Here is a 12915-nt window from a genome sequence, read left to right on the forward strand (position 1 = left end):
GCCAATGAGACGACCAATCGGAGCGCGGCCAATCCTTGGCCTTGGCCCGACCGGGCGCGTCGTCGTCCTGACCTTCCTGCTGACGACGGGGGCCGAGGGCCTCGCCCGCGATTCGACCGGCGAACCTCCCGTGCCGGCGCCGCTTCCGGAGGACGTCATCCGGCCGGTCCCGGAGGCGTCGGCGCCGGTCGTCTCGGCCCGGGCCGAGGTGGAGGGGGAGGTCTCTCCCGGCCTCCGGATCCGGCTCCGAGGGGACGGATCCACGGGGGAGGCGCTCCGGTACCGCTGGCAACAGGCCTGGGGGCCGCCCGCCGATCTGGACGACCCGACCTCCAGCTCGCCGACCCTGATCGTGCCGAGGGCCGTCGGCTCGATGGCCTTCGTCCTGGTCGTCCGCAACGCCGAGGGGGTCGATCTGACCACCCTGCACGTCCCGATCCGCTGGGGAGGGCAAGACTCGGCCCCTCCCGACCTGATCGCCGACGCCGGCGACGATCAGCCGGCCATCGTCGGCCGGCAGGTCACGCTCAACGGCATCCGGAGCACGCCGAAGGGTGAAATCGGCTACCGATGGCTCCAGGTCGACGGGCCTCCGGTCGCCCTGGCGATCGAGGACCGCTACATCTACACGTTCGTCCCCGAGGCCCCGGGGCGATACCGCTTCGCCCTGGTCGTCGCCTCGGGCAACGCCATCTCGTCGCCGGCCTTCGTGGCGGTCGACGTGCGATCGGGCGAGTCGACGCGGCCCGCCCCGATGGCGGCGACCCCCGCCGATCCCGCGAGATCGACCATCTCCGCGATCGCCGCGGCGGCCCTCCGGGACGTCTCGGGGGGCCCCGAGCGGGCCGGCAATGTGGCCGAGGTCTTCGACGGGGTGGCCGGCCGGATCGACCTGTATGCCTCGGCCGCCGAGGCCTTCCGCGAGATCGCGCTCCGGCTCGACGCCGCCTTGCCGGAGGACCCGGGGGCGAGAGAAGGCTGGAATAGCCGGGTGTTCGAGCCGATCAGCGCCGCGGTCTTGGCCGAGCTGGGCGGCCGGGGGATCGACCTGGCCCGGCCCGAGGCGATGGCCGCCCCCCTCTCCCCGCAGGCCCGCTCGGTCCTGGCCGAGCAGTTCCGCAGGATCGCCGACGGCTTCCGATCCGTCGCGTCGTCGGATCGCCTCGGAGCGATTCCGGGGGGCGACTCACCTCAACCTCACATCGACCAGGCCTCCGCAACCACGGAGCAGGGCAGGGGGATGCGATGATCACGTCGAGCAGGCAGTCGCGGGTTCGGTGGGCATTGGGCCTGTTGTTCCTCGCCTCGCCGGTGCTCTCGGCCTCGCAGGCCGAGGCCCGGGGCCCGGCCGGCCCCTCGGCCGGATTCGAGGACTGCGCCCAGGCGCTCAACGAGACGATCCGGTCGGGCCGGCCGACGGTGGTGGTCGTCACCTCCCGGGCGTTCCCCGCGTCGGTCGCCTTGCGAGACGCCCTGGCCAGGGACCTGCTGGGAAGCTCCATCGGTCGCCGGGCCATGTTCGCCGAGATGCCCGTGGAACTGTTCGCCGACCGGGTCGAGCGGCTCGGGATCCGGTCATTCCCGACCCTGCTCGCCTACGGGAGCCGGGACGGGGCCCTCGTCCGACTCGGGTCGCTCGACGGTCCGACCGACTCGGCCCAGGTCGCCGGCTGGATCGGCTCGATGGGATTGCTCGGCGACGGGGGTGGCGCCGCCCGGACCGATTCGGCGGTCAGCCCGGCCGGACTCCTGCATCGCGACCGGCAAGAGACCGTTGCGGTCCCCGTGCCGTCTCCCCAGCAGCCGGCCCAGGCCCCTCCCCCGCCCGGCAAGCCGCAGCCGCCCGCCCTGGGGATGATCCCGGTCGGGCAGTCGGCCCCCTCGTCGCTGTCCCCGGTCGTGGTGCAGGAGTCGGGTCCGCCGATCGTCGTGCAGCAGCAGTCGCCGTCGATCTACATCCAGCCGCAGGCCCCTCGGATCATGCTCGGGCAGATGCCCCCCCCCGAGATCACGATCGTCCAGGGGCCTCAGGCGGCCCCGACGGTCAACTACGCGGTCGTCGGCGGGCAACAGACGCAGGCGGCCCCCAACCTGTTCGCGGTCCCTCAAACCTCGGTGCCGAGCCACGGGCTACCCTCTCCGCAAAGCCCGCCGGCGATGGCTCCCGAAATTTCCTATGCCTACGCCCCCGCTCATCCCGGGGCGAGTCTCGTGTCGGCCGCCCCGATGACGGGCCTGGCCGTCGCCCCGCAGCAGTCGGTCGTGGGCACGACCGCCGTGGCGTTGCTCCTCCAGAATCCCGACGTGGTCAATGCGATGATCGGGGCGCTCGGCAAGGGCTTCTTGAAGGTCGGCGAGGCCCTGGAACGACACGGGCACCCCCGGGTCCGGCTCCCCCGACCCGAGCCGACCCCGCAGCCGGCCGGAGCATTGGCCCTGGTCCCCGCCTCGGCGATCCCGGCTGCGGCGACGGTCCCCCTGACGGCCCTGCCGGTCCAGGCGTCCCCCGCCCCGACCTTGGTCCCGGCGGCCCCTGCCTATCCCGCCGCGGTGCCCTCGCCCCAGTCGGAGCCCGCCGGAGGACACCTCGGCCACCCCTTCAACGGCCATCAGGCCAAGAAACGCCCCTGGTGGAGGCGTTGAGCCGGGCGATTTGCCCAATCTCGCGATGTCAGGGCAGTGATTCTTGCTGCCCTCATCACGTCCTGAGCGGACCAGGTGCCCGCGATTACCCCCACTTCGGCCGGTCCTTCGGCCGAATCTTGAGCCGAACCGCGCAATCTTTCGAGATTTTGTGACTAAGCCTCGCCATTTCTCAGATGATTTCTAGAGAACGAGGTCTGCCGATCCGCTAGCTCCCGTCGTGGACGCCCCACCCCGATTTCCCGACGAGCACTCCCGGCCCCGCTCCCCGCCAGGCAGGCACAACGGGGAGAGGGCCGGGGTGAGGGGGGCGGGCGGGTTTCGTCACGCCAGACGCAGCGTCCCCCTGCCTCCATCTCCGCGGCGCACCCCATTGTCACTACCTCATTGATTTGGAATTCGCACCATGGCCCACGATCACGAAACCATGCTCCCGGTCCCTTGCACGGCCGAGCAGCCGATCGAACAGATGAGCGCCCACGGCCAGCTCCGCGCCGGGGCACTCACCAGCACCCTCTGGGACCGCCCCAGGCGAGGGCCCTTGCAACTGAACGTCGTCTTCCTCGACGGCCACCCGTCGGTCCAGGCCCTGGTCAAGTCTCACGTGCGCGACTGGGAAGCCGCGGCGAACCTGAAGTTCAACTTCCTCGGCCGCGATCGCTTCGTCGATGCCCACATCCGGGTCACGATGCCGCCGACCCGGATCTTCCAGTCGTACATCGGCACCGGCTCGGTCCTGATCGATCGGCGGCTGCCGTCGATGACGCTCGGCTTCACGGACGACGTCCTGGCCAATCCGAACGAGGTCAAACGCCTGGTCCTGCACGAGTTCGGGCACGCGCTCGGCCTGATCCACGAGCACCAGAACCCCCGGGGAGGGCTGGTCTTCAAGGTCCCCGAGGTCTACGACTACTTCTGGCAGCATCACCGCTGGGACCAGCAGACCGTCCGCGAGCAGGTCATCCAGCCGACCCGGATCGAGCTGCTGCACAACGCCACGCAGTTCGACCCGAAGTCGATCATGCTCTACGCCTTCCCCGCCTCGATCATCGCCGGGGGGCCCGTCACGGCGACCCGGCTCAATTACGAGCTCTCGGAGGGGGACCGATGCTATATTGCCTCGCTCTACCCGAGGGACGCGACGCAGCCGCCCCCCTCGGTCCCGACCGAGCCGACCGGCTACCTGCCGCTGACCCTGGGGGAACCCCTCACCGGAATCCTGCCGATCCGGGGGGCGGAGATCCCGTTCGGCTTCCAGGTCGCGGCGCCCGGGCGCTACGTCATGGAGACCTTCACCCCCTCCGGCAGCCGGGAGGAATACTGGGTCCTCACGCTCCGAGACGCCAACCAGCAGATCCTGGCCGACGACCACCACGGCAGCAGCCCGAACGGCCTGAACGCCCTGATCGAACGCGATCTGGCCCCGGGCCACTATCGCCTGCACCTCCGCCACCGACTCCGGACCGGCCTCGGGTCGTACGGGCTCCTGGTGCGCAAGGCGGGCTGACGCGCCAGACCTCCCCGCGACGCCCGATTTCGCCTCGGCTCAATTTGGCTGCTATACTTGCGTGGTTTGGCTGGCCGACGGCTCTCCCCCCGCGTCCCCGGACGTGCCGCGGGAGAGGCCGTCCGGGCCGGCGAGGGGCGGCATCTGCATCTCGAACGGGAGGGGGAACCCCGTGAATCGACCCGGCGCGACGACCTTCCGGATCGTCCTGCTGTTCCTGGGCGGGCTGGCCTCGATGGGGCGGGTCGAGGCCCAGGAGCCAGGTCGATCGGCCGATCGGCAGGCGGAGTCGCTGACCCCCGACCGGTTCGACCTGCTCCGCCGGACGCTCGAAGGCGTCCACGAGGAGCTGCTCGCGGCGGATCCCGACCTCGCCGCCGACGCCCTGAGGGGCCGTCTGCTCATCGAGGCCTATCAGCTCATCGACAACGTGATGCGGACCGGGCTCCCCGAGGATCAGCTCCTGCTCCTCCCCGACCCCTTGAAGCAGGAGGCCGGCCGGCTCGTGTCGATCGTCCTCGACGACCCGCAGCCGCCGGAGCCATCCGAACCCGATCGGGGCCCTTCGCCCAGCGCCTTGTCTTCGGCCCCGGTCCGGCTGCGACCGTTCGAGTCGATCCTCTCGGAGACCCTCGCCGATCGCTTCGAGCAATTGAAGGCCACCAACATCGACCAGGCCAATCTGCGGGAGACGCTCGATCGAGAGGCGATCGCGATGGCGGCCAGGGCGGTCTCGCCGGCGAACGATCCCCGGGAGCTCTTGGACGTCGAGCGGGCGTTCATCCTCGCGATGGCCCGCCGGGTCGCCTCGGGGGACCGGCCGGCGGCCGATGACGCGGGCCCGGCCGCCGACACCTTGCTCCAGGACGAGCTCGATGGGATCGCCGAGCTGATCCGGCGCAAGAATGCCGAGTGGAAGATCTCGGGCGAGTGGCCCGGGATCAACGATCGCGTCGACCAGCTCGAACACTTCGGGGTCGCTCGGCTGGAAGAAACCCTGGGTCGTCGCAACCCCGGGGGATCCCCCCCCCGACAGGCCCGGGAGCAAATCCGGGCGATGGCGGAACTCACCGCCCGCGGGATCCCCGTGGCCCTTCCCCCGGAGACGCCCACCACCTCCTCCCCCGACGGCGACGGTGACGGTGACGGTGACCCGACCGATCCCGACGGCGAGCCTTCCGAGCCCGAGGAGCCCGCCCCCGTCGAACCGTTCGAACTGGCCCCGGAACAGCTCCAGCGGCTGGCGAGGCTGGCAAGGGCCGTCGATCAGGGGTTGATCGTCGCCGGGATCGACCTGCCGACGCGCCGGGCGACCCTCCGGAAGTTCTTCCGAGAACACGCCGCGCGACTCTCGGGTCGGACCGTGGAGACGCTCCCTCGGGACTTCCTCGACGCGGTCGATGACGAGGTCGAGCAGATCCTCGCCGAGCACGGTCCGCTCATCGGCCCCAGGCAGCCCCCCGTCATCGTCCAGCCGCCCGTGGTGACGGTCCCCCCCGTCATCACGGTGCCGACATCGCCCCGGCCGACCTGGGTCGAGGTCCCCGACCGCTCCCCTCGGTGGTGCTTCCCCTGGAATTAAACGGGCGTCCCGCCGGGTCGCCCATCTCTCGAATCCGGTGGTTCGCGACCGCGCCCGTTCTTGATTGATCGATCGAATCGACCAGGACACGACAAGTCAGGTTGCGTGATCCCTTGCCGGGACACGACACGAAACAGGAGCGAACGACCATGACGTTGCCCTCGAACCGAATCCGGTGCCTGGCCTTGCTCGGGGTCGTCTTCCTGGCGTCCGGGCCCGGGGAAGGCTCCGCCGTCGCCGGCGACTTCTTCCGCAAGAAAGGGCAGTTGATCGCCGTGCCGGTGGCCCAGCCCGCGGCGGCCCCGGCCGCGGTCCTCTACGCCCTCCCCGCGCAGCCGGCCCAGGTGAGCGTCGTGCAGGTGCCGGCGCAGCAGGCTCTGGTCGCGGTGCCGACCTTCGGCGGCCTGGCGAAGTCGGTGGTCCAGCTCCAGCAGCAGGTCCCCCCCGAGCGACCCGAGGCACCGCCGTCCATCCAGATCACGGTGATCGAGGCCGAGCAGGGCCGGTCTACCCCCTCGGCCCAGGCGGCCGCCCCCTCGGCCCAGGCGTCGGGGCAGTTGCAGTTGCAGGCGGTCGCTCAGCCGAGGGTCCAGATGGTCACGGTGCAGCCGCAGGCGGTCACCTATCTCGCGCCGGTCGTCTCGCAGTCGGTCGCGGCGCCCCAGGCCAGCCCGGTGCAGCTCTACTACGTGCCCGCGGCCCCCAGGCGATCCTGGTTCAAGCCGCACTGACCCGGGCGGCGTTTCGAGGGATTTGCGGTGTGATTCCGACGCGATCGGGGCGAGGCCCGGATGCCTGGGGCCTCGCCCCGATCGCGTCGTTTGGTGGGGTCCGCAGCCCGACGCCGGGCAGAAGGACCGGGCCCGGCGGACGGGCTGGATTGACAGGCCGAAAGCCGAATTTCTATAATCCGCGCCATAACGTCGAAACGAAGTCGCTTACGAAACGACGACTTGCGACCTTCGCCTCCACGACTTGCACGCTCGATTTGACGGGTTCCTTAACGACTCGGGGATTCTCTCCATGGCTGTTCGTGTTGGTATCAACGGTTTCGGTCGGATCGGCCGCCTGGTCTTCCGCGTCCTGGCGGAGCGGTCCAACGACTTCGAGATCGTCGCGGTCAACGACCTGTCCGACGCCAAGAAGCTGGCGACCTTGCTGAAGTACGACTCCGTCCACGGCCGGTTCAACGGCACGGTCGAGGCCGCCGAGAAGGCCATCATCGTCAACGGCAAGGAGATCCCGATCCTGGCGGAGAAGGATCCGGCCAACCTGCCCTGGAAGTCGCTCAACTGCCAGATCGCCCTGGAATCGACCGGTTTCTTCACCAACCGGGCGGGCCTGCAGAAGCACATCGACGCCGGCGCCGAGCGGGTCGTCCTCAGCGCCCCGGCCAAGGACGCCCTCGACCTGACCGTCGTGCTCGGCGTCAACGACGAGCAGCTCAAGGCCGACCACCGGATCATCTCCAACGCCTCGTGCACGACCAACTGCCTCGCCCCGCTCGCCAAGGTGCTCAACGACACCTTCGGCATCGAGAAGGGCCTGATGACGACCGTGCACGCCTACACCAACGACCAGCGCGTGTCGGACCAGATCCACAGCGACCCCTACCGCGCCCGGGCCGCCGCGATCAACACGATCCCGACCACGACCGGCGCCGCCAAGGCCGTCGGCGAGGTGATCCCGGAGCTGAAGGGGAAGCTCACCGGCATCTCCCTCCGCGTCCCGGTCCCGACCGGCAGCATCGTCGACCTGACGACGGTCATGAAGCGCGACGTGACCGCCGACGAGGTCAACAACGCCCTGAAGGAGGCCGCGTCGAAGGCCCCGTTCAAGGGGATCATCTCCTACGTCACCGACCCGATCGTCTCCAGCGACGTGATCTCCGACCCCCACTCCTGCGTGTTCGTCCCCGACTGGACCCAGGTCATGCAGGGCAACCTGCTGAAGACCTGCGCATGGTACGATAACGAGTGGGGCTACTCCTGCCGGACCGCCGAGCTGATCGCGAAGATGGCGGCCCTCTAAGCCAGGACCCCACGTCACGATCTTGCCAACGCGTTCCCAAGCCACGACGCCCGGCCGATCCCTCGTTCACGACCGGGGAGGCCGGGCGTCGTCTCGATCTGCATCCGCATTTGCACCCGCCTCCGCCTCCGCCTCTTCAGGGCTCGACCGACGAGCCGACGGCCCGATTCACGATTCAAACGGGGATCGATCGGCCCGACGACCTGTTGATCCCGCACCGAGCGGATAAAAGGACCACTACCTTGGCCAAGCAGACGATCAAGGACCTGGATTTCAAGGGCAAGAAGGCGCTGGTCCGGGTCGACTTCAACGTCCCCCAGACCAAGGACGGCGAGGTCTCCGACGATCGCCGGATCCGATCGGCCCTGCCGACCCTCACCCACATCCTCGACCAGGGGGGCTCGCTGATCCTCGTCAGCCACCTCGGCCGCCCCAAGGGGGACCCCGAGGCCGACGCCCCCTTCCGCATGGACAAGGTCGCCGCCCGGCTCCAGGAGCTGATCGGCCGCCCCGTGCAGAAGGCCGACGACACGGTCGGGCCCGACGCCCAGGCCAGGTGCGCCGCCCTGAAGCCCGGCGAGATCGTCGTCCTGGAGAATGTCCGCTTCAACAAGGGGGAGAAGAAGGGGGACCCCGAGTTCGCCAGGCAGCTCGCCGGCCTGGCCGACTGCTACGTCAACGACGCCTTCGGCACCTGCCACCGCGACGAGGCGTCGATGCTCGCCGTCCCCGAGCAATTCCCGGAAGACCGCCGGGCCATCGGCCTCCTGGTCGAGAAGGAGTTGCAGATCCTCGACCAGCTGCTCGGCCAGCCGAAGCCCCCGATGGTCGCCGTCATGGGGGGGGCCAAGGTCTCCGACAAGATCGGCGTGATCGAGAGCCTCCTGAAGAAGGTCGACACGCTGCTCATCGGCGGCGCGATGACCTACACCTTCCTCAAGGCCCAGGGGCATGCCATCGGCAAGAGCCGTTGCGAGGAAGACCGCCTCGACGTCGCCCGGCACCTGCTGGAGCTCGGCGGCGACAAGATCGTCCTGCCGAGCGACCACCTGGTCACCACCTCGCTCGATCCAAACGAAGCCAAGACGTCCGTCGTCGAGGGTTCCGACCTCCCCGACGACCAGATCGGCATCGACATCGGCCCGAAGACCGCCGAGGCCTACGCCGAGATCATCCGGAACGCCGGCACAGTCGTCTGGAACGGCCCGATGGGCAAGTTCGAGGACGAGCCGTTCCGCAAGGGGACCCTCACCGTCGCCGAGGCGATGGCCGCCTCCCCCGCGGTGACGGCGGTCGGCGGCGGCGAGACGGCCGAGGCCGTCGAGCAGTTCGGCTTTTCCGACAAGGTCTCCCACGTCTCCACCGGCGGCGGCGCCTTCCTCGAATCGCTGGAAGGCAAGACCTTCAACTCGCTCCGGGTCATCCCGGATCGTTCCTGATCCCTGGCCGAGACTCGGACCCACTCGGGGAAGGGGGGCCGCGAGGCGACTCGCCTCCCCGAGCGTCCCGGACCGGCCCTCCCCGGATGCCCCGAGGGCCTCGCCGCGTGTTCGCATCCCGAACCGGCCGGCCTGCGCGAGGAAGGGGCACGCCCGGTCGCCGCCAGAGTCCTGGCCCTTGCCCAGGGTCCTCACCGCCCGAAACCGCTGGGACGCGAACCCCTTGCGGATTTCGAGCGATCCGAGCACCGTGAATGTCCGATGGAACGTAACGGCCCCGGGCGAATCCTCCGATCGGCTTCCTCTGCCCTCCGACCCATGGCATCAGGAATGCAAAAGAAGCGGGATGGGTAAATTGGGTTCGTCTGTGCGTCCGTTCGAGGGCCCCTCGATCCCGGGGATCGGCGGGAGGATCGAGCGGAGAAGGCCGGCGGATTCTCTGGACCTTCGCGATTGGCAGTGGTATAGAGAGACGATCGATCCCTGGTGCTCAAATGGGATGGGGCATGTGGGGTCGGTCATCGGACCGGGGCGGAGCGGCCCTGTCAACGCTCCGAAGCCCGAGGTCACCCGAGGTGATCCGATGCCGAGCGATCGAACCGAGCGACTGAAGGTCTGGGATGGCGCCGAGGCGCCCTTGGTCACGCCGTCGCTCCTGGATTGCGATTTCGCCAGGGTGGGCCGGGAGATCGCCGCCCTCGAGGCGGCCGGGGTGGTCGCGCTCCACCTGGACGTGATGGACGGGCATTTCGTGCCGAACCTGAGCTACGGGCCCCCCGTCGTGGCCGACTGGCGCAAGGTGACCGAGCTGCCGTTCGATGCCCACCTGATGATGAGCAATCCGGCCGACTACCTCGACGCCTTCGCCGAGGCCGGGGCCGACAGCATCCTGATCCATGCCGAGGCGGTGCCGGCCCCGGCCGATCTGCTCCGGAAGATCCGCGACCTCGGCTGCCGGGCGGGCCTGGTCATCAACCCCCCGACCCCCTGGTCGGCGGTCGAGCCGTTCCTTGAGCGGCTGGACTCGGTCCTGGTCATGAGCGTCATGCCCGGCTTCGGGGGCCAGTCGTTCCAGGAGCAAGTCCTGGAAAAAGTGCGGGCAATCCGCCGGGCTCGGCCGAGCCTGCGGATCGCCATCGACGGCGGCATCAATGCCTCGACGGCCGATCGGGCGACGGAAGCCGGCGCGACCCAGCTGGTCGTCGGCTCGGCCACCTATCGCCCCGATGGCAATTACGCGGCGGCGCTGGGCGAGGTGGCCGAGGCGGCTCGCCGCGGGCTCGAACGAGGCGGGGGCGTCCCGGGCGGGACGGCGAACCCGTCACTCGAATGACCCAGGTGCTCCTGATCCGACCCGGTGCCACGGTCTACGACGAGCAGAACCGGGTCCAAGGCATCCTCGACGTCCCGCTGAGCGACCGGGGCCGGGCCGAGGTCGCCGAGCTGGCCGACCGCCTCTCGGGCAATGGCGTGGCGATCTCCGCGCTCTATTGCGGGCCCGGCGAGAGCGTCGTTCGGACGGCCGAGACCGTCGGCCGTGCCCTCGGCCTGCGGGTCCGCCGGATCGAGGAACTGCGGAACCTCGACCAGGGACTCTGGCAGGGGTTGCAGATCGACGAGATCCGGCGCCGGAACCTCAAGCTCTTTCGCCAGTGGCAGGAAAACCCCCGGACGGTCTGCCCCCCCCAGGGCGAGCCGGTCGAGACCGCGCTGGCCCGGATCACCGCGGCCCTCCGGCCGATCCTCCGCAGGCACCGCGACGAGGCGATCGGCCTCGTCGTGGCCGAGCCGATCGCCCGGCTCGTCTCCTGCTTCCTGAAGCGCGACGACTCCGTCCTGCTGCTCGAACCGGTTCCGACCGGCGACTTCGAACGGATCGAGGTCGTCGCCGAGGGTCGGAACGATCGATCACCCCCCTGAGTCGCAGCGACCCTCGTGATTCCGAGGGGGTCCCGACTCGTCGTGTTTCCCTTCCCCGCGAGCCCGATATCGATGGAACAGCTCACCACCCCTCACGCCGATGTCCGGAGCCCCAGCCCGGCCGTCGCCCCCACCGGAGCGACTCCGCCCATGGCCTCCAAGCGCAGTGCCTCGTCCGACGCCGTCGCCCTGCCCGCCGCCAGCAAGAAGGTCCCCGAGGGGGTCTGGATGCGCTGCGACGGCTGCTCGGCGACCCTCTTCCGCAAGGAAGTCGAGCGCAATCGCCACGTCTGCCCCCAGTGCAGCCATCACTTCACCCGGTCGGCCCGCGACCGGATCGCCGACCTGCTCGACGCCGACACGTTCGAGGAATGGTTCGCCGACCTCCGGCCGGGCGACCCCCTGGGCTTCAACGACCGCCGGCCGTACCCGACCCGGGTCGAGGCCGAGCAGCGTCGGACGGGCCTGACCGAGGCCGCCGTGGTCGGCCAGGGGTTCATCAAGGGGATCCGGACCGTCTTCGGCATCACCGACTCCGGCTTCATCATGGGGAGCATGGGCTCGGTCGTCGGCGAGAAGCTCACCCGGGCGATCGAGGAGGCCACGCGCCTGAAGCTCCCCCTGGTCATCGTCTCCGGCTCCGGCGGCGGGGCCCGGATGCACGAGGGGATCTTCTCCCTGATGCAGATGGCCAAGACCTCCGCCGCCCTGGCGCGATACCACGCGGCCGGTGGCTTCTTCGTCAGCGTCCTGACCCACCCGACGATGGGGGGCGTCGCCGCCAGCTTCGCCAGCCTGGGTGACGTGATCCTCGCCGAGCCGAAGGCCCTGATCGGCTTCGCCGGGCCGAAGGTCATCCAGCAGACCGTCCGCGTGAAGCTGCCCGAAGGGTTCCAGCGGAGCGAGTTCCTGCTCGACCACGGGTTCATCGACCGGATCGTGCACCGCCACGACCTGCGGAGCACCCTGGCCCAACTGCTCAATTACGTCACCCCCTGACCGCGATTGACGCGGAAGGCATCGCATCCGGCGCTCACCGGCCCCTTTCCGCGACCGCTTGGGGCAAACCCCGCGGGCCGATTCGTCCCGGTCCGCCCGTTCTCTTGATCGCAGGCGAGACCGATGACAAGGCCCCGGGCTGTCCTCTTCGATTTCGACGGCGTCATCGCCGACACCGAGAATGTTCATGTGGCGTCCTGGGAACGGGTCTTCGCCACGATGGGCCTGGAGGTCACCCCTGAGCAGTGCTCTCGGGCGGCCGAGATCGACGACCGGGCCTTCCTGGGCGAGATCCTCGCGGCCAAGAAGCTGGAGGAGGCCGCGATCGACGGCTGGGTGGGGCGGAAGCAGGATCTGGCCGCGGCGATGCTGGGCGACGAACCCCGACTCTATCCGGGAGTCGTCCCCTTGGTGCGGCGGCTGGGACCGCAGGCAATACTGGCGGTCGTCACCTCGGCCCGGCGGGAGGATGTCGAGAGCGTGCTCAGGTCGGGCACGATCGCGGCGGCATTCGCCACGATCGTGTCCAAGGAAGACGTCGCCCGGACGAAGCCGGACCCCGAGCCCTACCGGACGGCCCTGGAACGGCTGGGGGTGTCCGCTCACGAGGCGGTGGTCCTGGAAGACTCGGCGGCGGGGCTCGCCTCGGCCCGCGCGGCGGGGCTCCGGAGCCTTGCCATCGGCCATCGCCATGCGAGAGGGGTCTGGGTCGGGGAATCACCCTTCCTGGACGACCTGGCCGACGTGGACGCGGTGCTGCTCGCCCTCGGCTTCGGCGACGATTGAGGACCGGG

At 69.8% G+C, this 12915-nt stretch carries 11 protein-coding genes; all 11 read left to right on the forward strand.

Features of this window, described 5'->3' with window-relative positions; translation table 11 throughout:
• Positions 1–4: 4 nt before the first annotated feature.
• Complete coding sequence (locus tag AB1L88_RS01605) at positions 5–1249, forward strand: hypothetical protein (protein ID WP_367094873.1); 1245 nt, start codon at positions 5–7, stop codon at positions 1247–1249.
• Entirely contained in the window at positions 1246–2643 is a 1398-nt protein-coding gene (locus tag AB1L88_RS01610; RefSeq protein WP_367094874.1) for a hypothetical protein, read from the forward strand. Before AB1L88_RS01605 ends, AB1L88_RS01610 begins: the two co-directional genes overlap by 4 nt.
• Before the next feature lie 406 nt (positions 2644–3049).
• Positions 3050–4150 (forward strand): hypothetical protein, encoded by a 1101-nt coding sequence (locus tag AB1L88_RS01615; RefSeq protein ID WP_367094875.1) that lies wholly within the window; start codon positions 3050–3052, stop codon positions 4148–4150.
• 172 nt (positions 4151–4322) lie between these two features.
• Positions 4323–5732 (forward strand): hypothetical protein, encoded by a 1410-nt coding sequence (locus AB1L88_RS01620; protein WP_367094876.1) that lies wholly within the window; start codon positions 4323–4325, stop codon positions 5730–5732.
• Between the two features lie 149 nt (positions 5733–5881).
• Positions 5882–6463, forward strand: a complete 582-nt coding sequence (locus tag AB1L88_RS01625) for a hypothetical protein (RefSeq protein ID WP_367094877.1) — start codon at positions 5882–5884, stop codon at positions 6461–6463.
• Between the two features lie 292 nt (positions 6464–6755).
• Complete coding sequence (gene gap, locus AB1L88_RS01630) at positions 6756–7763, forward strand: type I glyceraldehyde-3-phosphate dehydrogenase (RefSeq protein ID WP_367094878.1); 1008 nt, start codon at positions 6756–6758, stop codon at positions 7761–7763.
• A 242-nt stretch (positions 7764–8005) separates the two neighbouring features.
• The gene (locus AB1L88_RS01635) at positions 8006–9202 is read left to right on the forward strand and encodes a phosphoglycerate kinase (protein WP_367094879.1); all 1197 of its coding nucleotides are present in this window, start codon (positions 8006–8008) and stop codon (positions 9200–9202) included.
• Positions 9203–9785: 583 nt separating this feature from the next.
• Positions 9786–10535: a ribulose-phosphate 3-epimerase gene (rpe, locus tag AB1L88_RS01640; RefSeq protein ID WP_367094880.1), complete on the forward strand. Its 750-nt coding sequence runs from the start codon at positions 9786–9788 to the stop codon at positions 10533–10535.
• A complete protein-coding gene (locus AB1L88_RS01645; protein ID WP_367094881.1) occupies positions 10532–11122 on the forward strand; it encodes a histidine phosphatase family protein in 591 nt (196 codons plus the stop codon). The genes rpe and AB1L88_RS01645 overlap by 4 nt, the downstream gene beginning before the upstream one ends.
• 150 nt (positions 11123–11272) lie before the next feature.
• Positions 11273–12121, forward strand: coding sequence for an acetyl-CoA carboxylase, carboxyltransferase subunit beta (accD, locus tag AB1L88_RS01650; protein ID WP_367094882.1), 849 nt, complete (start codon positions 11273–11275; stop codon positions 12119–12121).
• 123 nt (positions 12122–12244) lie between these two features.
• Positions 12245–12907, forward strand: a complete 663-nt coding sequence (locus AB1L88_RS01655; protein ID WP_367094883.1) for an HAD family phosphatase — start codon at positions 12245–12247, stop codon at positions 12905–12907.
• Positions 12908–12915: the final 8 nt, after the last annotated feature.

Source organism: Tautonia sp. JC769, from assembly GCF_040717455.1.
Classification (GTDB): domain Bacteria; phylum Planctomycetota; class Planctomycetia; order Isosphaerales; family Isosphaeraceae; genus Tautonia.

Excerpts from the sequence above, each read along its gene's own strand:
- AB1L88_RS01605 (WP_367094873.1), top strand. The coding sequence starts at position 5 with ATGAGACGACCAATCGGAGCGCGGCCAATCCTTGGCCTTGGCCCGACC.
- AB1L88_RS01610 (WP_367094874.1), top strand. The coding sequence starts at position 1,246 with ATGATCACGTCGAGCAGGCAGTCGCGGGTTCGGTGGGCATTGGGCCTG.
- AB1L88_RS01615 (WP_367094875.1), top strand. The coding sequence starts at position 3,050 with ATGGCCCACGATCACGAAACCATGCTCCCGGTCCCTTGCACGGCCGAG.
- AB1L88_RS01625 (WP_367094877.1), top strand. The coding sequence starts at position 5,882 with ATGACGTTGCCCTCGAACCGAATCCGGTGCCTGGCCTTGCTCGGGGTC.
- gap (WP_367094878.1), top strand. The coding sequence starts at position 6,756 with ATGGCTGTTCGTGTTGGTATCAACGGTTTCGGTCGGATCGGCCGCCTG.
- rpe (WP_367094880.1), top strand. The coding sequence starts at position 9,786 with ATGCCGAGCGATCGAACCGAGCGACTGAAGGTCTGGGATGGCGCCGAG.
- AB1L88_RS01645 (WP_367094881.1), top strand. The coding sequence starts at position 10,532 with ATGACCCAGGTGCTCCTGATCCGACCCGGTGCCACGGTCTACGACGAG.
- accD (WP_367094882.1), top strand. The coding sequence starts at position 11,273 with ATGGCCTCCAAGCGCAGTGCCTCGTCCGACGCCGTCGCCCTGCCCGCC.
- AB1L88_RS01655 (WP_367094883.1), top strand. The coding sequence starts at position 12,245 with ATGACAAGGCCCCGGGCTGTCCTCTTCGATTTCGACGGCGTCATCGCC.